The sequence below is a fragment of the Paenarthrobacter sp. DKR-5 genome (assembly GCF_018531425.1).
Lineage (GTDB): Bacteria > Actinomycetota > Actinomycetes > Actinomycetales > Micrococcaceae > DKR-5.
The window spans coordinates 28,487-53,566 of sequence record NZ_JAHBOI010000008.1; the positions used below are offsets into that span (position 1 = coordinate 28,487).

Genomic DNA, 25,080 nt, shown 5'->3' on the forward strand with positions numbered 1-25,080 from the left:
CGGAGAAACCCATGGTGAGCAAGGACCGAATAGCGGAACCATGGGGCGCCCGAAGCCCTTACGGACCCGGCGACGAGTGGCCCACCCGGGTGGACAGCTACCTCGCGGACGGCATCAGCCAGGACGAGGTCGACCGCTGGGTGCAGACGGCGTCCATCCTGCATTCCAACGGCGATGCCCTGGACATCGCGGTCAAGGACGAGCGCATCGTGGGGGTGCGCGGGCGCGCAACGGACAGGGTGAACCATGGCCGGCTCGGGGTGAAGGACCTCTACGGCTGGCAAGCGAACGCTTCCCCGGACCGCCTGACGGTCCCGCTCATCAGGGAAGGCGGCCGCCTCGTCGAAACGGACTGGGACACCGCCATGGGCCGGATCGTCGAACGAACCAAGACGCTGCTGGCGGAACAGGGCCCCAGCGCCGTCGGCTTCTACACGACCGGCCAGCTGTTCGCCGAGGAGTATTACACTCTGGGCACCCTCGCCCACGGCGGACTGGGCACCAACCATGTGGACGGGAACACGCGGCTCTGCACGGCGACCGCGGCCGCGGCCCTCAAGGAGTCCTTCGCCTGCGACGGCCAGCCCGGCTCCTACACCGACATCGACCACGCCGACGTCATAGCTCTCTACGGTCACAATGTGGCCGAGACCCAAAGCGTGTTGTGGATGCGGATGCTGGACCGCCTCGCCGGCCCGAACCCGCCGAAGATCATCTGCGTCGACCCGCGGCCCACCGAGGTCGCCCGCCACGCCACGGTCCACCTGGCGCCCCTGCCCGGCACCAACGTGGCCCTGATGAACGGGCTGCTGCACGAGATCATCGCCAACGGCTGGGTGGACCACTCCTACATCGAAGCCCATGCGGTGGGCTACGAAGAGCTGGCCGAACGGGTGAAGGAGTACTCCCCCGACGTCGTCGCCACCATCTGCGACGTACCGGCAGCACAAATCCGCGAAGCTGCTTCGATCCTCGGCCACGCCGAGCGGCTGCTCTCGACGGTCCTGCAGGGCTTCTACCAGTCCAACCAGGCAACAGCAGCAGCCGTCCAGGTCAACAACGTCAACATTATTCGAGGGATGCTCGGCAAGCCCGGCTGCGGGATCCTGCAGATGAACGGCCAGCCGACAGCGCAAAACACGCGGGAGTGCGGCGGAGACGGGGACCTGCCCGCCTTCCGCAACTGGTCCAACGACGAACACGTGAAGGACCTGGCGCGGGTGTGGAACGTGGACCCGATGCAGATCCCGCACTACTCGCCGCCCACGCACGTCATGCAGATGATGCGCTACGCCGAAGACGGCTCGATCAGGATGCTCTGGGTCAGCGGCACCAACCCGGCCGTGTCCCTGCCCGAACTGCGGCGGGTCCGCTCCATCCTCGAACAGGAGCGGCTCTTCCTCGTTGTCCAGGACATCTTCCTTTCGGAGACCGCAGCGCTGGCCGACGTCGTCCTGCCGGCAGCGACATGGGGCGAAAAGACGGGAACATTCACCAACGTGGACAGGACGGTGCACCTGTCCGAGAAGGCTGTCGAGCCGCCCGGGCAGGCCCGCGCGGACCTGGACATCTTCATTGACTACGCGCAGCGGCTTGGCCTGAAGGACAAGGACGGCGGTCCGCTGATCAAGTGGCACGACGCCGAATCCGCCTTCGAGGCCTGGAAGGAATGCAGCCGGGGACGGCCGTGCGACTACACCGGCATCACCTACGACAAGCTGCGCGGGGGCTCGGGAATCCAGTGGCCCTGCAACGAGGAGAATCCCGAGGGCACGGAGCGGCTCTACGAGGGCGGCAACTTCTGGAGCTCGCCCGAATACTGCGAGAGCTACGGCCGCGACCTCGTCACAGGGGCACCTGTGGAACCCACTGAGTACAAGGCCCTGAACCCGACGGGGAAGGCCATCCTCCGGGCTGCCGGCTACCTGCCCCCGCACGAGATGGTCAGCGAGGACTATCCCTTCATGCTGATCACCGGCCGGACGCTCTACCACTTCCACACCCGCACCAAGACGGCCCGCGCGCCGCAGCTGCAGGCGGCCGCCCCCGAGGTGTGGGTGGAAGTCGCCGAGGACGACGCCGACGCCGCCGGCATCGCGGAAGGGGACCTTCTGCGGGTCTCGAGTCCCCGCGGATCGATCCAGGCCAAAGCGCGCATCACTGGCATCCGCACGGGCGTGGTCTTCGTGCCCTTCCATTACGGGTACTGGGACACGGACGGCAGCCACGGACCGGACGACGCCGGGCGGGCGGCGAACGAGCTCACCATCACCGACTGGGACGCGTGCTCCAAGCAGCCCATTTTCAAGACCGCCGCCGCCCGGATCGAGCGCGTTCGTGCAGCTGACGGGCCGGCTCCGGCGCCTACCAACACGGCGTCCGCCCCGGCGTCGGCCGTCGGTTTCACAACGCACGGCGGGGCTGATGCCGGCGCCGGGGAGGAACCGCAGGAACGGGCCACGGAGGCAACGCGATGAAGATCGGGCTCGCATTGAAGGAACTGCACCGGTCCGAGGAAGAGCTGGCCCACGAGCTGCTGCGGATCTCGGACCGGCACAAGGTGGACCATGAAATCTTCCACCTGGCGAAGGATCTGGCGCGCTGGTCGCAGCAGCACGTCAGGGCCATCGCGGAGATCGGCCGACGGTACGACCAGGAGCTCGATCCCGCCGCAGGCTCCGAGCCAGGAGCCGTGAAGGCCATGCTGGAGAAGAGCAGCGAACTGACCGGGCGGCGCGGGCCGGCCGCACTCCTGCTGCTGCGCGACCTCCGCGAGGTCTACACCCAGGCGGCCGGTGTCTCCGTGGACTGGGAGCTGCTGGCGCAGGCGGCCCAGGGCATCAAGCACACGGATCTGCTGGAGCTGGCGGAACGCTGCCACCCGGAGACGCTGCGGCAGATGCGCTGGGCCAACGCCAAGCTCAAGGAGAGCGCCACCCAGATCCTGGTCAGCTGAAGGCACCCGTTTTCGGCCTATCCTTGGCGGGTGACCGTTTCCTCAGCACTGCTCTCCTTTGCCGTCATCGCCGGGCTGCTGACGATTGTCCCGGGCCTGGACACCGCCCTGGTGCTGCGCTCGGCCATCTCCCGCAGCCGCGGCTATGCCTTCGCGACGGCTCTGGGTATCAACACCGGCGCCCTGATCTGGGGGATCGCTGCCGCGGTCGGTGCCTCCGCACTGCTCGCGGCCTCCGAAACGGCCTACCGGATCCTCACCCTCGCCGGGGCCGCCTACATGGTGTGGCTCGGTGCGTCCATGCTGTGGAAGACCTTCCGCCGGGCGCCGGGGGCGCCGACGTCGTCGGCCACCGCCGCGACAGTGCCGCCCACCACCCGCGGGGACCTGCTGCGGGCGTGGCTGACCGGCGCGGGGACCAACCTGCTCAACCCGAAGGTCGGCGTCTTCTACCTGGCGATGATCCCGCAGTTCATCCCCACCGGCGTCTCCCCGATGCTGATGGGCGCCCTGCTCGCCGGCGTGCACAACGTGCTGGGCCTGGCCTGGTTCACGCTGATCATCCTCGGTACCGGCTTCGCCGCCCGCTGGCTGAAGAACGCCCGCTCGGCGAAGATCATCGACCGGATCACCGGCACTGTGCTGATCGGCTTCGGCATCAAGCTCGCCGCCCAGCCGCACTGACGCCCCGCGAAGACGGCGTCGCGCCCCGCGACTACCGCTCCACATGCACGCTTGCATACCCCCGGGGGTATCACCCATACTGGAATCATTCGCTTCACACCCTCCGATGAAAGGGAACCACCATGGCTGAAATCACCATCAACGAGACCAACGACCGCCGCACCAAGGACCAGATCGTCGACGTCCGCGAGGACTTCGAGGTGGCCGAGGGCATGATCCCCGAGGCCGTGCACATCCCGATGGGCGAACTCGGCGCGCGTCTGGCCGAGCTGGACAAGTCCCGCCCCGTCATCGCCGTGTGCCGCAGCGGCAACCGCAGCGCCCGCGTCGCCGACGCCCTCAACCAGGCCGGCTACCAGGCGGACACCATGGCTGGCGGCATGATGGCATGGCAGTCGGCGGGTCTGCCCACGCGCTAATCTCGAAGAAACACCGGCACCATGAGGGGGACGATACCGATGACCAACGCGACGGAGCCGGCACGCACCGCGAGCCAGAAGAAGGTCGTCGGTGTCCTCGTCGGCGGCCAAATCCTCGGCGGCGTGGGCATGGGTGCGACGCTCTCGCTCGGCGCCCTGCTCGCAGCCCAGCTCTCCGGTTCCAGCGCCTGGTCCGGGATGGCAGCCACGGGCAGCACCCTCGGCGCGGCGCTGATCGCGGTGCCTCTGGCCCGCCTGGCGCAGGCCCGCGGCCGCCGCGTTTCCCTCTCCACCGGAGCCCTGATCGCGGGAACCGGCGCCGTACTCGCCATCACCTCTGCGGCGGTCGGCGCGTTCCCGCTGCTGCTGCTGGCCCTGATGATGCTGGGCGTCGGCTCGGCGACCAACCTGCAGGCCCGCTTCGCCGCGACGGATCTGGCCGGTACCGGCTCGCGGGCCCGCGACCTCTCGGTCGTCGTCTGGTCCACCACGCTCGGAGCCGTGCTGGGACCGAACCTCTTCGACCCCGGGGAGGCGGTGGGCGCGTTCCTGGGTCTGCCGCCGCTGACGGGTGCGTTCGCTTTCTCGGTCACGGCACAACTGCTCGCCGCCCTCGTCTACACAATCGGCCTGCGCCCGGACCCGCTGCTGACCGCGCTGGCCCTGCGCAAGGTCCCGGCCGACGCACCCCGGCCGCAGGGCGGCATGGCCATCCTGCGCACCAATCCGGTGGCACGGTACGCCGTCGCCACGGTGGCCCTCAGCCACGCGACGATGGTGGCCCTGATGTCGATGACGCCGGTGCACCTGCGCGAGCACGGCGCGAGCCTGACCATTGTGGGCCTGACGATCAGCCTGCACGTGGCCGGCATGTACGCGCTCTCCCCCGTCTTCGGATGGCTCGCGGACCGGATCGGCCGGCGCAGCACCATCCTGCTGGGCCAGGCCATGCTGCTGGCGTCGCTGCTGCTCGCCTGGGGCGCCGCGGACTCCCGGCCCGCAGTCACGGTCAGCCTGATCCTGCTCGGCCTGGGCTGGTCCGCCTCGGTCGTGGCGGGCTCGGCCGTTGTCGCGGACTCGGTCGCTGTGCCCGAGCGCCCGGCGATCCAGGGCACCTCGGATCTGGGCATGAATGCCGCCGGTGCGCTCGGCGGCGCCCTGGCCGGCCCGGTGCTCGCGGCAGTCGGGTATTCCGGGCTCGGCCTGGCGGCGGTCACCCTCGTCGCCGTCGTCGTCCTCTGGTCGCTGTCCCAGCTGCGCGCCGAGCGCCTGGCTTCGCGGACGGCCTGACGCCGGGCTACACCTTCCGCGCGCGGCCGAGCACGTGCGCGACCGGCGGCGTGAACCGTTGCGGCGAAAAGCGGAACCGCTCGACGTCGGCAAGGTCCAGGCCGGCGGCCCGCACGGAGGCGGCGGTGTCCCGGTTCGGATGGCAGCCGCCGGCTGCCCGGCTCCACAGCGGGGCCACCAGGTCCTCCAGCAGCGCGAGCACCGGCTGCTCCGAGCGCACGTGCTCATAGAAGGCGAAGACGCCGCCGGGGCGCAGCACCCGCCGGACCTCCCTGAGCACGGCTGCCTGGTCCGCCACGCTGCACAGCACCAGGCTGGCGACGACGGCGTCCGCACTGGCGTCCTCGAGCGGCAGCTCCTCCGCCCGACCGGCCAGCACCCGGACCGGGACGGGCGCATGCGCTGCAGCCCGGACCGCCAGGGAGCGCAGGTAGTCGTCCGGTTCCAGCGCCACCACCTCGCTGACCGTCCGCGGGTAGAGCGGGAACGTTGCGCCGGTGCCCGCCCCCAGTTCGACCACCCGGCCGGAAAGGCCCTGCACCAGGCGGCGCCGGTGTTCGCGGGCTCCGCGCTCGTCCATCTCCGCGACGGCGCCAGCGAAGGCCCGCGCGAACCTGGGATGCTGCAGCTCCTGCGGCCCCGCGCCGACGTCCGACGGCCCGGGCCCGGAGGCACGGCCGGCCCCGCTCACAGCCCCACCCAGCCCGCCGTCATGCCGGTGACGCGGGATCCGTCCAGGTCCTTGAGCTTGGTACCGACGAAGTCCCGGGCCCAGTCCGATGTCTGCACCCGGAAGGGCGGGTTGCCGGCGCCGAGCAGGTCGGCAATGATCCCGCCTACCTCCTCCGGCGACTGCGCGCCGGTCGAGAATCGCCGCCCCGGCGTTGTTGACCACCGCGTCGAGGCGGCCGTAGTCCTCCATCACGCTTTCGACGACGGCGTGCACGGCCGGGCCCTCGGTCACGTCCAGCGGCCGAAGGTCCAGCTCGACGCCTGCTGCAGCAGCCGACTCCTTCAGCGGGCCGGCCTTGCCGGGATCCCGCATCGTGGCGACGACGGCCCAGCCCTGCCGTGCCGCCGCGAGCGCAGTCGCCAGGCCGATGCCCGAGGAGGTGCCGGTGATCAGGACTGTCCTGCCGGGGGCGTGCGCTGGGTTCTCGCTCATGGCATCCAATCGGTCGCGGTGGTGTCCCGCTCCCATGCTGGCACTTCCGCGGCTTTTCGCACAGCATGCCGGGCGGTCTAGAGTCGAACGGGTGCATCCTGAATCCGCCGCCCTGCCCGGACTGCCCCCGAGACAACCGGCCCCGCGACAGCTGGACCCGGACCAGCAGACCCAAGCCGAGCTCGCTCCGCAGGACCACGCGGACGGCTTCGTCCGGGTCCGCGGCGCCCGGGAGAACAACCTGCGCAATGTGAGCGTCCAGGTTCCGCGCGACGCGATCGTGGCCTTCACCGGCGTCTCCGGGTCCGGGAAGTCCTCCCTCGCGTTCGGGACCATCTATGCCGAAGCCCAGCGCCGCTACTTCGAGTCCGTGGCGCCCTACGCGCGCCGGCTGATCCAGCAGGGCCACAACCCCAAGGTGGAGGAGATCACCGGCCTGCCGCCCGCCGTCGCCCTCCAGCAGCGCCGGGGTGCGCCCAGCTCCCGGTCCACTGTCGGCACCGTGACCACCCTCTCGAACTCGCTGCGGATGCTCTTCTCCCGCGCCGGAACCTACCCGGCGTCCGCCGCCGGACGGCTCGAATCGGACTCGTTCTCCCCCAACACCGCCGCCGGCGCCTGCCCGGTCTGCCACGGGCTGGGCACCGCGCATACGGTGACCGAAGCCTCGCTGGTGCCCGACCCGGACCTGAGCATCCGCGACGGCGCTGTCGCGGCGTGGCCCGGCGCCTGGCAGGGCAAGAACCTGCGAGACATCCTCACCGTCCTCGGCCACGACGTCGACGTCCCCTGGCGGAAGCTGCCAAAGAGATCCCGGGATTGGATCCTCTTCACCGAGGAACAGCCCGTGGTCGAGGTGAACCCGCAGCGGGACCGGGTCGCAAAGCCCTACAAGGGCCGCTTCTGGAGCGCCAGAAGCTACGTGCTGCACACGCTGGCCGACTCGAAGAGCCAGACCATGCGGGAGCGGGTGCTGCGGTACATGGAGACCGGCCCGTGCCCGGAGTGCGGGGGCAGCGGGTTGCGGCCGGAGGCGCTCGCCGTCACGTTCGCCGGGCGCAGCATCGCCGAACTGAACGGGGTGCCGATGACGGACCTGACGGAGATCCTGCGCCCTGCCGCCGAACTGACCGGTGCCGGCGCTGCGCGGCGCTCGGCGTCGTCCGGCGAGGCAACCGAGGTGGCGGTCGCGATCGCGCGGGACCTGCGCCAGCGCATCGGCGTGCTGCTGGAGCTGGGGCTGGGCTACCTGGCGCTGGGCCGGGCGACGCCGACCCTCTCGCCCGGCGAGATGCAGCGCTTGCGGATCGCCACCCAGCTGCGCTCGGGACTGTTCGGCGTCATCTACGTGCTGGACGAGCCGTCCGCGGGCCTGCATCCGGCGGACGCGGAGCCCCTCCTGGCGGTGCTGGAACTGCTGAAGTCCTCGGGCAACTCGGTGTTCGTGGTGGAGCACAACATGGACGTGGTGCGCCGGGCGGACTGGCTGGTCGACGTCGGCCCGCGCGCCGGGGAAGGCGGCGGCGAGGTGCTCTACAGCGGCCCGGTGCCCGGGCTGGCGGAGGTGGAGAAGTCCGTCACCCGGCCCTTCCTGTTCGACGGCGGCGGGCGGGACAGCAACGGGGACAGCAACGGGATCGACGGCGGCGGGTCGGCTGCCCGGAACCCGGAAGCCTGGCTGACGCTGACCGGCATCCGCCGGCACAACCTGCGCGGCCTCGATGCCCGTTTCCCGCTCGGCGTGCTGACCGCCGTCACAGGTGTGTCCGGGTCCGGCAAGTCCACGCTGGTCAGCCAGGTCCTTGCCGACGTCGCCGGCATGCACGTGGGCACCGAGTCCCCCGGCGCGGAAGAGCCGGACGCGGAGACCGGTGAAACGCAGGGAGACCGGACCCAGGTCCGGGAGGTGGCCGGGATGGACGCCGTCGACCGGCTGGTGCGGGTGGACCAGAAGCCCATCGGCCGCACTCCGCGCTCGAACCTGGCCACCTACACGGGCCTGTTCGACGCGGTCCGGAAGGAATTCGCGGCCACGGAGGAGGCCCGGGCGCGCGGATTCGGCGCCGGCCGGTTCTCCTTCAATGTTGCCGGCGGCCGCTGCGAAACCTGCCAAGGCGAGGGCTTCGTCTCCGTCGAGCTGCTCTTCCTGCCCGGCAGCTACGGTCCGTGCCCGGACTGCGGAGGCGCCCGCTACAACCCGGAAACCCTCGAGGTGCGCTACCGCGGAAAGAACGTGGCGGAGGTGCTCGGGCTGACCGTGGACGCCGCCGCCGAGTTCCTCGCCGACGTCCCGGCCGCCGCGCGCAGCCTGGCGGCGCTGCGTGAGGTGGGTCTGGGCTACCTGCGGCTCGGGCAGCCCGCCACCGAGCTTTCCGGCGGCGAGGCGCAGCGGATCAAGCTCGCCACTGAACTCCAGCGCGCCCGCCGCGGACACACGCTGTACCTGCTGGACGAGCCGACGACCGGCCTGCACCCGGCCGATGTCAGGCTGCTGATGGCACAACTGAACCGGCTGGTCGATGCGGGCAACACGGTCGTCGTCGTCGAGCATGAGATGGACGTGGTGGCCGCGGCGGACTGGGTGATCGACCTTGGTCCCTCCGGCGGCGACGCCGGAGGCCGGATCGTTGCCGCCGGGGCGCCCGCCGCCGTCGCCGCGTCCCCCGACAGCCGGACGGCACCCTATCTGGCCCGGGGGCTCGCCGGCCGGCAGCCTGATGCCTAGCTGACCTCGACGATGATCTTGCCCCGGGTGTGGCCTTCCATGTTCAGCCGGTAGGCCTCCGCGGCCTGCTCCAGCGGGAAGGCCTTGGCGACCTCGACCGTCAGCTTGCCCTGGTCCGCGAGATCCGCGAGCGCCTGCAGGTCCGACCCCACCGGGCTGACCCACATCCACGTGCCGCCGTGCTGCTCCACCTCGGCATCTGCGATCGAGGCGTGCCGTCCGCCGTCCTTGAGCACGGCCAGGGTGGCCTCCAGGTTGCCGCCGGCAAAGTCGGCGACGATGTCCGCACCGCCGGGAGCGATCTGCCTGACGCGCTCCGCGAGGCCGTCGCCGTAGCTGACCGGCGTGGCGCCGAGCGAACGGAGGAAGTCATGGTTCTTCTCCGAGGCGGTGGCGATGACGGTGGCACCCAGCGCGGCGGCGATCTGGATGCCCAGCGAACCGACCCCGCCCGCGCCGCCGTGGATCAGGACGGTCTCACCGGAGGAGAGCCCCAGCCGGGTGAGCACCTGGTACGCGGTGAGGCCTGCCAGCGGGAGGCCGGCGGACTGCTGCCAGTCCAGCGCGGCGGGCTTGCGGGCCACCATGTGTGCGGGCAGCGCCATGTACTCCGCGAAGCTGCCTCCGTGCACGTAGTCGCGCCGGCCGTAGGCGATCACTTCCTCGCCGGGCTCGAACTGCGGAGTGTCGATGCCCACGGACTCGACGACGCCGGCCACGTCCCAGCCCGGGATCACCGGGAACTGCACGTCCATGATGGCGTCGAGGTAGCCGGCCATGATCTTCCAGTCCACCGGGTTCACCGACGCGGCTTTGACCTTGATGAGCACCATGCCCGGGCCCACCTTGGGCATCGGCTGGTCGGTGAGTTCGAGGACATCGGGGTTGCCGTACGTGCTGTAAGTAATTGCCTTCATGCTTGGCGCAACGGGTACCGGCGGAGCGGTATTCCGCCCGAGTGGGCTCCGGGGGCGCTCCGGGCGCTCCGCCTGGAAACCCGTGCGGGCCGGGATGACGGCGCGCCCACAGGCTGCGCCGGGTGCCAGAATTGGCAGATGGAGATCGCCCTCGGCCTGCTCGGCCTCGTCGCCGTCGTCTGCGCCGCGAGCGCGGTGGGCCGGAAGGCCGGGCTCCCGGTGCCGCTGCTGCTCGTGCTCGCCGGCGTCGCCGGTTCGTACCTCCCGTTCATCCCCCGGGTGGTGCTGATCCCGGACCTGGTGCTGACCGGCATCCTCCCCCCGCTGCTCTACGCCGCGGCGCTGCGCACGTCGGTGGTGGACTTCCGCGCCAACATGCGCTCCATCGGGCTGCTCTCCGTGGGCTATGTGATCTTCGGGACCTTCGCCATTGGCCTGGTCACCAAATGGCTGCTGCCGGAGGTCCCGCTCGCGGCCGCGTTCGCCTTCGGCGCAGTGGTGGCTCCCCCGGACGCCGTCGCAGCCACCGCCATCGCCAGGCGGGTCGGCATGCCGCGCCGGGTCGTGAGCATCCTCGAGGGCGAGTCCCTGGTCAACGACGCCACGGCGCTGGTGCTGCTGCGCGCCTCGATCGCCGCCGTCGCCGGCAGCGTCAGCTTCGCCCAGGTGTCTCTGCAGTTCGCCATCGCCGTCTTCGGCGGGATCGCCGTCGGGGTGGCCGCCGCGTCCGTGCTGCTGCTGATCCGCCGCAAGGTGCGCAACGTCGCCATCAACACCTCGATGTCGCTCGCGGCCCCGTTCCTCGCCTACGTCCCGGCGGAGGAGATCCGCGCCTCCGGGGTGCTCGCCGTCGTCGTCGCCGGCCTGATGATCGGCACCAAGACCCCTCTGATGCCTGACGGTTCGTCCCGGCTGAGCGAGCGCAGCAACTGGGCCACCGTCCAGTTCCTGCTCGAAAACGCAGTGTTCCTGCTGATCGGGCTGCAGGTCCGGGACATCATCGACGCCGCCGCGGCGGACGCGCTCGGGACGGCGGATGCCTGGCTGGTGTGCATGCTGGTCCTGCTGGCCGTGCTCCTGCTCCGGCCGGTCTGGGTGTTCCCGGCAACCTATCTGCCGCGCCTGATCCCTGCCGTCCAGCGCAAGGATCCCGCACCGCCGTGGCAGATGGCGGCTGTCGTGTCCTGGGCCGGGATGCGCGGTGTGGTGACCCTGGCCGCTGTCTTCGTCCTGCCCGACGGGATCCCGCACCGGCCGGTGCTGGTCCTGGGCGCCCTGTGCGTGGTCGGCGGCACGCTGGTGCTGCAGGGCTTCAGCCTGCCCTGGCTCGTCCGCCGGCTGGCACTGCGCGGGCCGGACCGGGACGAGGACGCGCTGAGCAGTGCATCGCTACTGCAGCAGGCGACCTCGGCAGGCATCGAGAAGCTGCGGGAGCGGACCATCTCCGAGGACCCGCCGGAGGTGCTGGCCATGCTCAAGCGGCGGACGCAGGAGCGCAGCCTCGCCGCCTGGGAGCGCCTCGGCCGCCCGGAGTCCGAGGCCCCTACTCCCAGCCAGCGCTACGCCCAGCTGCGGATGGAGATGCTCGCCGCCGAACGGGCCAAGGTGCTGGAGCTGCGCCGCGCCGGCGCGTACCCGCACGACGTCGTCGACGAAGTGCTCCAGCGCCTGGATGTGGAGGAGTCCATGCTGGACTCGCCCCGGGCCGGCGACGAGCGCAGCGCCGATTACCTGCTGACGGCGCCCCCGGAGGTGGCGGGCGGCTGCGAGCACCTGCAAGCGGCACAGGACCTGCCGGCGCCCGAGGACCCGTACTGCATGGACTGCCGCGCCGAGGGCACCGAACCGGTGCACCTGCGCCTGTGCCTGGAGTGCGGAAATGTCGGCTGCTGCGACTCCTCCCCCGGCCGGCACGCCACCGCCCACTTCCGCCGGACCGGGCACCCTGCGATGCGCAGCGCCGAGCCGGGCGAGTCCTGGCGCTGGTGCTACGTCGACGAGCTGCTCGGGTAGGCGGTCAGGGGATCCGGCCCGGGTAGGCGTTCCGGGGCTTCGGGGCTCGGCCCGGCTAAGCGGCCCGGGGCTCGCGGACGGCGACGGCGACCAGCATGCCCACCGCGGCGCCCAGCACCGTCTCCATGCCGCGGTCCGCCACCAGGACCCAGCGGCTGATCGGGTGCGCCAGCTGGCTCATCAGCAGGATCGCCGGGGTGAAAAACATCATCGCCATGCCGTAGTGCCGGGCCATGAAGAGCTCGGTCGGGAACAGCAGCAGCATCAGCAGGACCGTCAGCCCGGTGCTGTCGAAGCCCGGCAGCAGCAAGAGCGCTGTCAGGGCCACTCCGAGCAGGGTACCGACCACGCGGTGGATACCCCGATGGATGCGGCCCCTGCGGTTGGCGGCGGCGAGGGGCACGGCGGCGGAGGCCATCGTCCAGTTGGCGTGACCCGCCCCGCCGAGCACGCCGAGCGTTCCCGCGGTGCCGACGGCGAGCAGGTACCGGAAGGCGTGCACCCGGACGGCGGCGGCTGAGCGTGCGGCGAGCGGCCAGTTGCGGCGGGCTACCGGCGCGGGAGGCCGCCGCACCTGGCCGTTCGCGTGGCTCCGGAGCCGCGCCGCGCGCTCCCGGAGCGCGCCGGCGGAGCCGACCAGGATCGAGAAGAGTGCCGACCCGGCGCAGATGGCCGTCGCCAGCCACGCCGGGATGGTCGTGGGCACGGAGGCGCAGGCCCCGAGCGCGAAGATCGAATAGAACGGGCCCGACGGTTTGAGCCGGGCACGGTCCGCCGCGAAGGACCCGACGACGGCGAAGAGCGCCTCGACCGCGACCAGTATCCAGCCCTGGACCTGCAGCACGGAGAGCCATACGCCGACGGTGAGCCCGGCAGTGAGCAGCAATGCTGCCTTGGTCTGGTGCCGCAGCCGGCGGCGGTGCCGGTCCGCCCGCCCGTACATGCCGGTGAAGGCCCCGAAAACGGCGTAAATGGACAAGTCTGGCCGGCCCAGGAGCAGCAGCAGCACCAGCGGCACGCTGACCCCCAGCGCCACGCGCAGGGCCGGAAGATGGTCGCCCTGCGAGGGTCCGATCCGGGCGAGGTCTTTCGCGTGGATCAGGACTCGTTTCACCATCCAAGGATACCGCCGGGGGCATCCGCGTCCGAACCAGGGCCGAGCCAGGGTCCGGACCAAAGGGGCCTGCAGCCGGAGCACCCCGGCCTTGAAACGGACCTCGAAAAAGGCATGAAAAAGGCGGCGACCCCTATTGGGGGATGGGACCGCCGCCTCAAAGAACACTACGTGCTGCGGACCGGCGGGCGCCAATCTACACGCGCGTCTTAACGCTTCCTTTATGCAGCCGCGGTGATGCGGCCCGCGGTGCGTCCAGCCGAACCCCCTCACCACACCTCCCCCGGCGGGACCACCTCGCCGGTTGCCGTCCCGTCGCGGCCAAGCACCCAGCCGACGCGCTTGGGGGCGTTCGTCACCACGACGCTTTCCCTCAGCTCGAACCGCGGGACCTGCTCCCCCACCGCGCGCTCGACGCGCATGATGTCCGCCGCGTTGCGCAGCCACATGCTGAACAGAAAGTTGCTGCTGCCGGTGGTCGACGCGCACAGCCGCATGGACCCGAAGCCGGAAAGGATCCGCGCAGCCTCCTGGTGGTCCACTGCCGGCAGCCGGCCGCGCCACTGGCAGGTCACCGGGTGCCCGGTCACGCTTTGGGCGATCTCGCAGCGGAAGGACAGAGTGCCGCTGGCCAGGATCCGCTGCAGCTGGCGTCGCGCCGTGGCGGGGTGCAGCCCGGCCGACGCCGCAACCTCCGCCGCCGTCGCCCTGCCGTTGCGGCTAAGCACCTGGATGATCGCGCGGAAGCTCGGCGGCAGCGTGCCGGGCGGCCCCGCCGGCGCGGGCCGGAACTGCTTGAGCTGCTGCCGCTGGCCGGGGCTGAGCGCGTTCAGCCGCCAGGCGTAGCCCCCGGCGTGCAGGTCGGTACAGAAGAACGTCTCGTAGCGGACCAGCCCCTCGACCGCGTCCAGCTGCGGGTAGATCATTTCGCCCAGCGCCGTCAGGGACGGCGTGATGGCCGTCAGCATCAGGTCCTGGCTGCGGGAGCATTCCTCCACGCTGACGACGTCGGGGATCCGGCACAGGGACGCGGCCACATCCGCGCGGCGGCCGGGTTCGCACTGCACATCCAAAAAGGACAGTGACATCTGCAGCGGATCGCCCATCGGGTGGGCGGTCACCCAGGCAACCCCCGCGGCGCGCAACCGTTCCCACCGCGCGGCCAGGGTGGAAGGATGCCGGTCCAGCACCGCGCCGAGCTGGGTCCAGGTGGCCCGCGGCGCCATCTGCAGGGCATTGACCAGCTCGAAGTCTTCCTCGGAAACCTCCACGACACCTCCGGTTGAGCGTTTTCCCCATCATGGGCGATCAGAATGCAGATTCCAAGGGATTTCGCGGCCGGTTGTGCGCGCGGAACAACAATAAGTGTCACTGTGTGCCAGAGCACACTGCATTGAGCACCCTTTTGGAGGACACACCCATGACCGTGACCGCAGACGCCGCAGAACTCGCCGGCGACCTCGCCGTCCTGCGCCACCAGCTGCACCGGGAACCCGAGATCGGCCTGGTGCTGCCGCGCACCCAGGAAAAGGTCCTGACCGCCCTGACCGGCCTCCCGCTGGACATCACGCTTGGAAGCGACTGCACCTCCGTCACGGCGGTGCTGCGCGGCGGCGCCGCGGCAGGTTCGGGCAACGGTTCGGGTGACTCGGCCCCCGCCGTCCTGCTGCGGGCGGACATGGATGCCCTGCCCGTACAGGAGCGAACCGGCGCGGAATTCACCTCCACCATCGACGGCGCCATGCACGCCTGCGGCCACGACCTGCACACCAGCATGCTGATCGGCGCCGCGCACATGCTCGCCGCGAACCGGGAGAAGCTCGCCGGCGACGTCGTCTTCATGTTCCAGCCCGGCGAGGAAGGCTTTGACGGTGCGGGCGTAATGATCCGCGAAGGGGTGCTCGACGCCGCCGGCCGCCGCGTCGATGCGGCCTACGGCATGCACGTCTTCGCCGGCCTGGAGCCGCACGGCGTCTTCGCCACCAAGCGCGGAACCATGATGTCCGCCTCGGACGGGCTCAACGTCACCGTGCTCGGCGCCGGCGGCCACGGCTCCGCCCCGCACAACGCCAAGGACCCTGTCCCCGTGCTCACCGAAATGGTCACCGCCCTGCAGGTGATGGTCACCCGGCAGTTCAACATGTTCGACCCGGTGGTCCTCACCGTGGGCGTGATCAACGCGGGCACCAAGCGCAACATCATCCCGGACACGGCCCGCTTCGAAGCCACCATCCGCACCTTCTCCGAGGCCTCGCAGGAGAAGATGATGGCTGCCGTCCCGCGCCTGCTCAAGGGCATCGCCGCGGCGCACGGCGTGGACGTCGACGTCGACTACCGGAGGGAGTACCCGGTCACGGTTACCGACGAGGATGAAACCGCCTACGTGGAGACCGTCGTCGACGAGCTCTTCGGCGAGCAGCGGCACAGCCGCTGGGCCATCCCGATCAGCGGCTCCGAGGACTTCTCCCGGGTGCTCGAGGCCGTCCCCGGCAGCTTCATCGGCCTGGGCGCGTCGGCTCCCGGCAGCGACTACGCCAACGCCGCCTTCAACCATTCCCCTTATGCCAGCTTCGACGACGGCGTGCTCGCCGACGGCGCAACGCTGTACGCCGAACTGGCCGCCCGCCGCCTCGACCGGCTCGCCGCCGGCTCAGCCTCCACCACCCCCGCCGCCGACCCGGCCGCTCCCGAGGAGACCCGATGACCAACACCACCGCTGCCGGCACGACGTCGGTCGCCGCCCCGCGGAGCAGCCGCCGCACCCTGATCGCCACCGGCATCGGCAACGCGGGTGAATGGTTCGACTGGGCGATCTACGCCACGTTCGCACCGTTCTTCGCGGGACAGCTGTTCAACAACGCGAACCCGACGTCGGCCATCCTGGCCACCCTGGCGGTCTTCGCCGTCGGCTTCCTCGCCCGGCCGCTCGGCGGTCTGCTCTTCGGCTGGCTTGGGGACAAGGTGGGCCGCAAGACGGCGATGACCGCCACGGTTGGCGTCGCCGCCGTCGGCAGCCTGATGATCGCCATCACCCCGACGTTCGGCATGATCGGCGTCTTCGCCTCGTTCATCCTGCTCGCCGCGCGCCTGCTGCAGGGCCTGGCCCACGGCGGCGAGCTGCCGTCGTCGCAGACCTACCTCTCGGAGATCGCTCCGCGGGAACACCGCGGCTACTGGGCCACCTTGATCTACTTCTCCGGCACCCTCGGAAACCTCTTTGGAACACTTCTTGGCGCCGTGCTGGCGCTGTCGCTGAGCAAGGCGGACATGAACGCCTGGGGTTGGCGCGTGCCCTTCCTGATCGGCGCGGCCGGCGGCCTGTACGCGCTGGTCATGCGGATCCGGATGAAGGAAACCGCGATCTTCGAGGAGGAAGCTCCGACCGTCAAGCACGAGAAGATCTGGCCGCAGATCGTCCGCCACCGCAAGCAGGCCTTCCAGGTGATCGGCCTGACCGTCGGCCTGACCGTGACGTACTACGTCTGGGCCATCGTCGCCCCGACCTACGCGTCCACCCAGCTCGGCGTGGACCGCGGGGCCGCACTCTGGGCCAGCGTCGGAGCGAACCTGGTGTTCCTGGCGGCCCTGCCGTTCTGGGGCAAGCTCTCGGACAGGATCGGCCGCAAGCCCGTGATGTGGGCCAGCGGCGGTGGCTGCGCGGTGCTGTTCTTCCCGATGAACTGGATGCTCAACAGCTCCCCGGTGAACCTGTTCATCGCCCAGTCCGTGATGTTGCTCTTCATCGGCGGCGCCACCGCGATCGTCCCGGCGGTCTATGCGGAAATGTTCCCCACGAGCATCCGGACCGTCGGCGTGGGCGTGCCGTACTCCATCTGCGTGGCGCTCTTCGGCGGCACCGCACCGTACCTGCAGACCTGGCTCGGCTCCACCGTGGGTGCGAACGCGTTCAACATCTACACCGTGGTGCTGCTGCTGGTCAGCTCTGCCGTGGTGTTCACCATCCCGGAAACCAAGGGCAAGGACCTGGCTGCGGACACCGAGTAGGGCCTACTTCGGCAGGTGCTCCAGGACGTGGGCGGTGACGGCTCCGTACGCCAAGTGCGGGAGGACGTCGCTCGCCCAGTCCTGGGCACTCCAGCTGCGCGGGTCCGTCACCCCAAGCACCGTCATCGGGACGTTCGACGCCGTCATCGCCGCGGCCGAGGACAGCAGCACGGTCCGCAGCGGACCGGTGCGCACGCCCAGGCTCGCCGCCGCACCCAGCACCGCCCCGACCCCCAGCCCCGTGGCGATGCCCAGCAGCGGGCCGAGGCCGGCGATGCGGTTGGTGCGCTCATCGTCGTCGCCGGGGATCCCGACTCCGGTTTTCGCCGCCAGCCGCTTCACGGATTCCTCGGGCGTGCTGCTGGCCGGGCGGGCCCGCCAGACCATGTCGAGGTAGCTCACGGCGTTCAGTGCCGTTGTTCCCGCGGCTCCGGCCACCGCCCCGTTGACGATTCCCTTGATCAGCGACATGCCCTGCTCCTCACGCTCGGTCCCGCGCCTGCTGACGACGCTACGGCACCGGCAAAGGGCCGGGCAACGGGAGCTATCTGCGGACCAGGGTGTTGCCGTAACCGGCGTCGCACCGGCCGTTGTGGAACACACCGGACCCGGCGGCGACAGCATAGTTCGCGGCCGGGTTGAAGACCACGGTGTGCAACTGGCCGTCGCCGTCGGTCACCGTGCTCGCGCAGTCATCGGCACTGCCAGCGGTGCCGCTCTGGCCGCCGATCCACAGGTCCAGCCAGATGGTGGACCCCGAGCCGTCCGCGTTCACTCCCGCGTGGCAGGGCCCGTACTGCGGGTGCAGCCCGTCGCCGCAGGTGTCCTCCACGATGAAGTAGCGCCGCACGTCCGGCAGGTACAGACGGGTGCCGGCCGGGTAGTCGAGGATGTCCCTGCCGTTGATGATGGAGTGCCCGACGGCGATCGTCACCGGATCCGCGTATGTCCCGGTGCCGCCCGCTGTCCTGTGCAGGACCGGGTTGGAGATGACGGCCGAGCCGGCCGGGGTGTTGTCGAACCAGGTGTAGGCAGTGGTGTAGGCGGTCCGGACGATGCGTTCCGCCGGGGCCGCGACCGGCCTGGGCGCGGGCTTGGGGGCGGCTTTCGGCTTCGGCTTGGGTTTCGGCTTCGATTTGGTCGTGGCCTTCGCCAGTTCCAAGTCCGCCGACTGCGGGGCTGCCGCGAAGGCCGGTGCGTCCCCTTGATGGTCGGGGAGCTGGGAGTTGACGATGGCGGCGGGCACGATGCCCATGGCGGCGAGGATGGCGGCGGCCGCGGCGGCAGTACGGATTTTGCGCGCGCGCGTGACAGGCTGGGGCGTCATGATTTCCTAAGGGTGAGACCGAAACAGACAAGCCAATAGAATCAGACCGGACCGGTTTGCGCGATCATGTCCGTTTTGTGTCCTGCGCGCCGCATTCCCGGGCTCTGCGGTTGGCGCACGCGCCGCAGGCTCCCGCCGACTGAAAGTTGATGCACTCCGAATGAACAAGCGAGTCCTGCTGGCCGCCGCCTTCTCCATTTTTGCTGCCGCAGCGTCAGGCTGCTCGGCATCGCCCGCGGCGACGCCGTCGTCGTCCGCCTCAGCCCCGTCGTCCTCCGCGGCGGCCGGCTCCTCGAGCGCCTCTGCCTCCGACAGCGGCTGGGCACTCGACACCGCCGGCGCTACCGGCCGGATCAAGGCGGCCGGGCTGAGCGTGCTCAACATGGAGGGCAGCGCCGAGCACTACCACGCCCATCTTGACGTGTTCGTCGACGGCAAGCCGGTCGCGGTCCCGCCGGGCATCGGCTTCAGCGTCGGCGCCGACGGCAAGGCGGACGGGATTTCCGCCCTGCACACGCACGAGCCCGACGGCGTCGTCCACATCGAGGCCGCGCAGACCGGCCAGCGCTACACGCTCGGACAGGTCCTGACCGAATGGGGCGTCCTGGACGGCTCCAACCAGACCCCGGGCTCCCCGCACGGCGGCACGGACGGCTGGACGGTCTACGTCAACGGCGCCAAGCAGTCCGGCAGCATCCGCGACGTGCAGCTCAAGGCGCACCAGGAGATCGTGCTCGCCTACGGCACCGCCCCGTCACCCCTCCCCAGCACATTCAAGTTCCCCGACGGCGAGTAGGCGCCTCCGGCCCGCTGGCCCGCAGCGATAGGAATCCGGACGGGCCCGATAGCAGTCCGGACAGCTGCGATAGCAACCTGGACCGCCGCGTGAGCAACCTGGACCGGCGTTAGGGAAATTCCGCTAACGCCGGTCCAAGTTCCTATCGCAGCCCCGGTTACCCCGGGTTGCCCTGTCGCCCTAGCTGCGGGCGGGCGCCAGCGCGGCGGCGTCGGCGAGCAGCTCGTACGAGCGCAGGCGTTCCTGGACGGTCGGCGACTGGGTAGCAACGATGAGCTCGTCCGCCTGGGCGTGCTCGGCGAAGCGGTCCAGGGTCTGCAGGACCTGGTCCGGCGTGCCGACCGCCGAGTAGCGGCGCATCTGCAGCATCTGCTGCCCTGCCGGGGACTCGAGGATCATGCTCGACTCGTCGCGGGAGAGCGTCTTGCCGCGGCCAAAGAACAGCGAGATCATCCGGTGGGCGGCAGTCTCGGACTGGACCAGCGCTTCCTCCTCGGTGTCCGCCGCGATGGCGTTGATCCCGGCGATGAAGTACGGCTTGTCCAGCTGCTCGGAGGGCTGGAACTCGCGGCGGTAAATCGCCACCGCATCCTCCAGTGCCGCCGGAGCGAAGTGCGAGGCGAACGAGAACGGCAGGCCCAGCGCGGCCGCCAGCCTGGCCCCGAACAGCGAGGAACCGAGGATGTACAGCGGCACGTTGGTGCCCTTGCCCGGGGTGGCGTCGACTCCCGGGATCCGGGTGTTCCCGGTCAGGTAGCCCTGCAGTTCGAGCACGTCCTGCGGGAAGCTGTCCGACGACGACGGGTCCCGGCGCAGGGCGCGCATCGTCGTCTGGTCGCTGCCCGGCGCGCGCCCCAGCCCCAGGTCGATCCGGCCCGGGTGCAGGGTTTCGAGAGTGCCGAACTGCTCGGCGATTGTGAGGGGCGAGTGGTTGGGCAGCATGACGCCACCGGCTCCGAGGCGGATTGTCGAGGTGTGGGCCGCCACGTGGGCGATCAGCACGCTCGTGGCCGAGGACGCGATGGAGGGCATGTTGTGGTGCTCGGCGTACCAGATCCGCCGGTAGCCCCACTGCTCGGCGTGGCGGGCGAGTTCCACGCTGGCGTCGAAGGATTCGCGGATGGTTTCGCCTTCTCCAACTGATGCGAGGTCGAGGATGGACAAGGGAACAGCCATCGAAAAGCCAGCCTTTCGGGTTCGTCTACACTGGAGGGCTTGCGCCGGTAACCGGCCAGCCAAGCGGGCCGCGCCGTCGTGCACAGCCACTCTGGGTGCAACGCGGTTGCCACACGGACTATTTCCGGGGGCTGTGCAGCACGCATTCGCGCGGCTCGCGGGCCCGACACGCCGGCCGATTGTCTCGATTTGGCAACGATCGCCGACTGCCCTAGGGTAGGTGAATGCCCGGTTGACGGGCGGTTACAACTCTGCCCGGCCCAGACCGCGTGCAGTGAGAAATGCCCGGTGCTGCTTTCACCCCCGCTGCCCGAACATGCAGACACCGACACGACCTCTATTCGTCAGGGGTGGGCAGCGGCGCGACGACGTCCGGGGACGGGCCGAGCGCTGGTGACCCCTTGGAGCATCCAACCACCATGAAGAAGTCAACACTGCGCCGCGCCGGCGGCGGCATTGCTCTTGCTGCTCTTTCCGCTGCGGGCGTCGGCCTGACCGCCACCTCGGCGAATGCAGCCACCCCGACCTCCACCTGGGACCAGATTGCCCAGTGCGAGAGCGGCGGCAACTGGAGCATCAACACCGGAAACGGCTACTACGGTGGCCTGCAGTTCAGCCAGAGCACGTGGAGCTCATTCGGCGGGACCGGCTCGGCGGCCAACGCCAGCAAGGCCCAGCAGATTGCCGTGGCAGAGAAGGTCCAGGCCGCACAGGGCTGGGGCGCCTGGCCGGCCTGCTCGGCGAAGATCGGACTGAGCGGCGGCGCCACCGGCGGCGTGCAGGTCCAGAGCAGCGCTCCCGTCACCCAGATCCCGGCCCAGGCCCCCGCCGTCCAGGCTCCGGCCGCACCGGCCGTGCAGGCTCCGGTCCAGGCTGCGCCCCAGGCCCAGCTGCAGGCCCGCCACGTGGCCAAGGTCGCGCTGAGCGGCAAGACCTACACCGTCAAGGCCGGCGATACCCTCAGCAAGATCGCTGAGAAGCTGAACGTCCCCGGCGGCTGGCAGAAGCTGGCCGACGCCAACACGGACACCATCAGCAACCCGAACCTGATCTTCACCGGTCAGACGCTTCAGCTGCCTGCCTAACAACCGCAGCAGCGCCAGCGCGGAAGCGCCCCCGTTCCCACCGGAGCGGGGGCGCTTTTTCGTTGCTTCCCTGACATTCCGCCGAAACATTCAGCCCGTAGCGTCGAAGCCAAGAACAGCAAGCGCGCACGAACAGGGGTACTTACATGCGTATCGGACTGATCCGGGCACTGACCACGGCCGACCCGCGGCTGCTGCACGCCCACGGCGGCGCGCTGGAACGTGCCTTCGGCTTCCACGTCATCTCGAAGTGCATCGAGGGCCAGCCCCATGGCGTGTACGACGCCGGCTCCCGCGCAGCGGCGGCGCCCAAGGTCGCCGACCTGGCCGAGGAGCTCGCCCCGGACGTGGACGCGATCATCATCAGCTGCACGGCGGATCCGGGCCTGTCCGAGTCCCGCGGGAGGGTCCCCGTGCCGGTGATCGGTGCCGGGGCGTCCGCCGCCGCGGCGGCCCTCACATTCGGGGGCGCCGTGGGGGTGCTGGGCCTGAGCTCCTCGACGGCGAGCCCGATCCCGCAGCTGCTCGGGGACCGGCTGGTCCACGTCGACGGCGCCCAAGGGGTGGAGCGCACCACGCAGCTGCTCACCCCCACCGGGGTCTTCGAGACCATCTACGCTGCCGAACGCCTTGCTGCCGCCGGCGCCGAGGTCATTGTGCAGGCCAGCACGGGCCTGACGAGCATCGGGATGGCCGCCGAACTGCGGCGCCGGCTCGGGTTGCCGGTCGTCGACGCCGTGATGGCGGCCGGCGCCATGGTCGCCGCCGGCGCCGCCAGCCGCGAACTCGTCACCGCCTGACGCCGGCCCCCGGTTCCCGGGCCTGCTACTTCGCCAGACCCGCCCGGCGCAGCGCCTCCGCCATGGCCCCCTCGGCAGGTGCGGGCTGGCTGCCCTGGTTCCGGCCGCCTTGGCCCCGGCTGCCCTGGTTCCGAGCGCCTTGACTCCGGCTGCCCTGGTTCCCGCCGGCCCCGTTCGGACGGCCACCCGTTTGGCGGGGGCCGCGGGCTTCAGCGGCCCCCTGGTTCCGGCCGCGCCCGGCCGGGGCGGCGTCGTCGTCGAGCCGGAGCGTGAGTGAGATGCGCTTGCGGTCCGGGTCCGCCTCGAGCACCTTCACCTTGACGACCTGCCCGGACTTGACCACTTCGTGCGGGTCGGAGATGAACTTGTTCGACATTGCCGAGATGTGCACGAGCCCGTCCTGGTGCACCCCGACGTCGACGAACGCGCCGAACGCCGCCACGTTCGTGACAGTGCCTTCGAGCACCATGCCCGGCTGCAGGTCCGAGATCTTCTCAATTCCCTCCGAGAAGGACGCCGTCGTGAAGCTGGGGCGCGGGTCCCGGCCCGGCTTTTCCAGCTCGGCCATGATGTCCCGCACAGTCGGCAGACCCACCGTGTCGTCGACGAACTCCTTGGCGTCCAGCGCCGACAGGGACCGGCCGCCGCGGGCGACGGTGGCCATGTCCGCGCCGGCAGCCTTGAGGATCTTCCGCGCCACGCCGTAGGACTCCGGGTGCACGCTGGAGGCGTCCAGCGGCTCCGCTCCCCCGGTGATCCGCAGGAAGCCCGCGCACTGCTCGAACGCCTTCGCACCCAACCGGGGCACCTTCATCAGGTCGGAGCGCTTGCTGAACGGGCCGTGTTCGTTGCGGTGCGCCACAATGTTCTCGCTGAGCAGGGTCCCGACGCCGGCCACCCGCGCCAGCAGTGCCGGGGACGCCGTGTTGACGTCGACCCCCACGGCGTTCACACAGTCCTCGACCACCGCGTCCAGCGAGCGTTCGAGCTTCGTGGCGGTGACGTCGTGCTGGTACTGGCCGACGCCGATCGACTTGGGGTCGATTTTTACCAGCTCGGCCAGCGGGTCCTGCAGCCGGCGGGCGATCGACACGGCGCCGCGCAGCGAGACGTCCATGCCCGGCAGTTCCGCCGCGGCGAGGGCCGACGCCGAGTAGACAGAGGCTCCCGCCTCCGAGACGACGAGCTTCTGGATTTTGTGCCCGTCAGGCTTGGCGGGCAGGAGCTTGATCAGCTCGGTGGCCAGCTTGTCCGTTTCGCGCGACGCTGTGCCGTTCCCGATCGCGATGAGGTCCACCTGGTGCTTCTTGGCCAGGTTCGCCAGCGTCACGAGGGAGTCGTCCCACTTCTTCGCCGGCGCGTGCGGGTAGATCGTGTCGGTGGCGACCACCTTGCCGGTGCCGTCGACGACGGCGACCTTCACCCCGGTGCGCAGGCCCGGGTCCAGGCCGAGGGTGGCCTTGTTGCCTGCCGGGGCGGCAAGCAGCACATCGCGCAGGTTGGCTGCGAACACGCGCACCGCCTCGTCCTCCGCGTCGGCGAACAGCCGCGAGCGAAGGTCCAGCGAGAGGCGCACCAGCAGCCGGCGCCACGCCGCCTGCACGGTGCCGCGGAGCCAGACGTGCGCGGGCAGTCCCTCCCCGGCGATGCCCAGGCGGGCGGCAACGGCGCTCTCGAACCGGGTGCGCGCCGCGGCGTATTCCTCACTGTCAGAAGGGTCCGCTTCGAGCAGGTCCAGCGCCAGGACACCCTCCTTCTCGCCGCGCAGCAGGGCGAGCACCCGGTGCGAGGGCATGCCGGCAGGGTCCTGCGAGAAGTCGAAGTAGTCCGCGAACTTCTGGCCCTCGGCTTCCTTGCCGGGAAGAACGGTCGAACGCATCCGGCCCTGCTTCCAGAGCCTTTCGCGCAGATCGGTGGCAAGGTCGGCATCCTGGGTCACGCGTTCGACCAGGATGGAGCGGGCTCCGGCCAGCGCGGCCGCAGCGTCGGTGACGGCGTGCTCGGGGTTGAGGTAGCCGGAGGCTTCGGTCTCCGGGTCGAGACCGGGATGGGCCAGCAGGGCATCGGCGAGCGGCTCCAACCCGGCTTCGCGGGCGATCTGCGCCTTGGTGCGCCGCTTGGACTTGAAGGGCAGGTAAATGTCCTCCAACCGGGCCTTGGTATCCGCGGCGAGGATGGACGCCTCGAGCTCGGCAGTGAGTTTGCCCTGCGCTGCGATCGCTTCCAGCACCGACGCGCGCCTGTCCTCGAGCTCGCGGAGGTAGCGCAGCCGTTCTTCAAGCTCGCGCAGCTGGGTGTCATCCAGCGTGCCGGTCACTTCCTTGCGGTAGCGCGCGATGAAGGGGACGGTGGACCCGCCGTCGAGCAGGTCCACGGCGGCCTTCACCTGCCAGGCTTTGACCCCGAGTTCCTCGGCGATCTGGGCGAAAATGCGGGCATCCGGGCCGGCGGCCGGAGTGCGGGGAGCGGCGGCGGAAGAGGGCAAAGCAGGTTCAGTCACGCCTGCCATTTTGCCTCATCTGCCGCCGACTCTGCCCGCCGATGGTCCAACTGGGCGCCACCGGACCCCCGATTCGCGGGTTTGCGCATCATCGGCGGGCAGAGTTGC

General features: G+C 70.4%; 20 protein-coding genes. 12 read left to right on the top strand and 8 right to left on the bottom strand.

The annotated features are described in order from the left end of the window. Positions 1-11: 11 nt before the first annotated feature. The 5 genes from KIH31_RS15900 to KIH31_RS15920 all read left to right on the top strand — a co-directional run bounded on the left by KIH31_RS15900 (position 12) and on the right by KIH31_RS15920 (position 5,349). Complete coding sequence (locus KIH31_RS15900; RefSeq protein ID WP_214428120.1) at positions 12-2,477, top strand: molybdopterin oxidoreductase family protein; 2,466 nt, start codon at positions 12-14, stop codon at positions 2,475-2,477. Continuing rightward, positions 2,474-2,956 carry a hypothetical protein gene (locus tag KIH31_RS15905; protein WP_214428121.1) on the top strand — a complete coding sequence of 161 codons (483 nt, stop codon included), beginning with the start codon at positions 2,474-2,476 and terminating at the stop codon, positions 2,954-2,956. The genes KIH31_RS15900 and KIH31_RS15905 overlap by 4 nt, the downstream gene beginning before the upstream one ends. 30 nt (positions 2,957-2,986) lie before the next feature. Then, complete coding sequence (locus KIH31_RS15910; RefSeq protein ID WP_214428122.1) at positions 2,987-3,640, top strand: LysE family translocator; 654 nt, start codon at positions 2,987-2,989, stop codon at positions 3,638-3,640. Between the two features lie 122 nt (positions 3,641-3,762). Then, positions 3,763-4,059, top strand: a complete 297-nt coding sequence (locus KIH31_RS15915; RefSeq protein ID WP_214428123.1) for a rhodanese-like domain-containing protein — start codon at positions 3,763-3,765, stop codon at positions 4,057-4,059. Between the two features lie 39 nt (positions 4,060-4,098). Beyond that, a complete protein-coding gene (locus KIH31_RS15920) occupies positions 4,099-5,349 on the top strand; it encodes an MFS transporter (protein WP_250546108.1) in 1,251 nt (416 codons plus the stop codon). 7 nt (positions 5,350-5,356) lie between these two features. On the opposite strand, the gene KIH31_RS18215 is transcribed toward KIH31_RS15920, so the two are convergent. Then, entirely contained in the window at positions 5,357-6,514 is a 1,158-nt protein-coding gene (locus tag KIH31_RS18215) for an SDR family NAD(P)-dependent oxidoreductase (RefSeq protein ID WP_250546109.1), read from the bottom strand. A 151-nt stretch (positions 6,515-6,665) separates the two neighbouring features. On the opposite strand from KIH31_RS18215, the gene KIH31_RS15935 reads away from it, so the two are divergent. Next, positions 6,666-9,239: an excinuclease ABC subunit UvrA gene (locus tag KIH31_RS15935; RefSeq protein WP_250546120.1), complete on the top strand. Its 2,574-nt coding sequence runs from the start codon at positions 6,666-6,668 to the stop codon at positions 9,237-9,239. On the opposite strand, the gene KIH31_RS15940 is transcribed toward KIH31_RS15935, so the two are convergent. After that, positions 9,236-10,156: an NADP-dependent oxidoreductase gene (locus tag KIH31_RS15940; RefSeq protein ID WP_214428126.1), complete on the bottom strand. Its 921-nt coding sequence runs from the start codon at positions 10,154-10,156 to the stop codon at positions 9,236-9,238. The genes KIH31_RS15935 and KIH31_RS15940 overlap by 4 nt on opposite strands. 138 nt (positions 10,157-10,294) lie before the next feature. Here KIH31_RS15940 and KIH31_RS15945 point away from each other — a divergent pair, with 138 nt between their 5' ends. After that, positions 10,295-12,169 (top strand): cation:proton antiporter, encoded by a 1,875-nt coding sequence (locus KIH31_RS15945; protein ID WP_214428127.1) that lies wholly within the window; start codon positions 10,295-10,297, stop codon positions 12,167-12,169. A gap of 55 nt (positions 12,170-12,224) precedes the next feature. Here KIH31_RS15945 and KIH31_RS15950 read toward each other — a convergent pair whose 3' ends face one another. Continuing rightward, positions 12,225-13,286 (bottom strand): FUSC family protein, encoded by a 1,062-nt coding sequence (locus KIH31_RS15950; RefSeq protein WP_250546110.1) that lies wholly within the window; start codon positions 13,284-13,286, stop codon positions 12,225-12,227. Between the two features lie 266 nt (positions 13,287-13,552). Further along, the gene (locus KIH31_RS15955; RefSeq protein WP_214428129.1) at positions 13,553-14,554 is read right to left on the bottom strand and encodes an Lrp/AsnC family transcriptional regulator; all 1,002 of its coding nucleotides are present in this window, start codon (positions 14,552-14,554) and stop codon (positions 13,553-13,555) included. A gap of 149 nt (positions 14,555-14,703) precedes the next feature. Here KIH31_RS15955 and KIH31_RS15960 point away from each other — a divergent pair, with 149 nt between their 5' ends. Next, positions 14,704-15,987: a M20 family metallopeptidase gene (locus KIH31_RS15960; protein ID WP_214428130.1), complete on the top strand. Its 1,284-nt coding sequence runs from the start codon at positions 14,704-14,706 to the stop codon at positions 15,985-15,987. Continuing rightward, positions 15,984-17,288 (top strand): MFS transporter, encoded by a 1,305-nt coding sequence (locus KIH31_RS15965; RefSeq protein ID WP_214428131.1) that lies wholly within the window; start codon positions 15,984-15,986, stop codon positions 17,286-17,288. The genes KIH31_RS15960 and KIH31_RS15965 overlap by 4 nt, the downstream gene beginning before the upstream one ends. Before the next feature lie 3 nt (positions 17,289-17,291). Here KIH31_RS15965 and KIH31_RS15970 read toward each other — a convergent pair whose 3' ends face one another. Then, positions 17,292-17,759 carry a hypothetical protein gene (locus tag KIH31_RS15970; RefSeq protein ID WP_214428132.1) on the bottom strand — a complete coding sequence of 156 codons (468 nt, stop codon included), beginning with the start codon at positions 17,757-17,759 and terminating at the stop codon, positions 17,292-17,294. Positions 17,760-17,832: 73 nt separating this feature from the next. Further along, entirely contained in the window at positions 17,833-18,615 is a 783-nt protein-coding gene (locus tag KIH31_RS15975) for a hypothetical protein (protein ID WP_214428133.1), read from the bottom strand. 160 nt (positions 18,616-18,775) lie between these two features. Between KIH31_RS15975 and KIH31_RS15980 the strand changes: the two genes are divergently transcribed. Beyond that, entirely contained in the window at positions 18,776-19,411 is a 636-nt protein-coding gene (locus KIH31_RS15980; protein ID WP_214428134.1) for a hypothetical protein, read from the top strand. A gap of 180 nt (positions 19,412-19,591) precedes the next feature. Here the strand turns inward: KIH31_RS15980 and KIH31_RS15985 are convergent, their stop codons facing one another. Continuing rightward, the gene (locus KIH31_RS15985) at positions 19,592-20,587 is read right to left on the bottom strand and encodes an LLM class flavin-dependent oxidoreductase (protein ID WP_214428135.1); all 996 of its coding nucleotides are present in this window, start codon (positions 20,585-20,587) and stop codon (positions 19,592-19,594) included. A 419-nt stretch (positions 20,588-21,006) separates the two neighbouring features. Here KIH31_RS15985 and KIH31_RS15990 point away from each other — a divergent pair, with 419 nt between their 5' ends. Together KIH31_RS15990 and KIH31_RS15995 are read left to right on the top strand one after the other, a co-directional pair. After that, complete coding sequence (locus tag KIH31_RS15990) at positions 21,007-21,672, top strand: transglycosylase family protein (RefSeq protein ID WP_214428136.1); 666 nt, start codon at positions 21,007-21,009, stop codon at positions 21,670-21,672. A gap of 146 nt (positions 21,673-21,818) precedes the next feature. Beyond that, complete coding sequence (locus KIH31_RS15995) at positions 21,819-22,472, top strand: aspartate/glutamate racemase family protein (protein WP_214428137.1); 654 nt, start codon at positions 21,819-21,821, stop codon at positions 22,470-22,472. A gap of 25 nt (positions 22,473-22,497) precedes the next feature. On the opposite strand, the gene KIH31_RS16000 is transcribed toward KIH31_RS15995, so the two are convergent. Then, positions 22,498-24,972, bottom strand: coding sequence for a Tex family protein (locus tag KIH31_RS16000; RefSeq protein ID WP_374224893.1), 2,475 nt, complete (start codon positions 24,970-24,972; stop codon positions 22,498-22,500). Positions 24,973-25,080 lie beyond the last annotated feature (108 nt).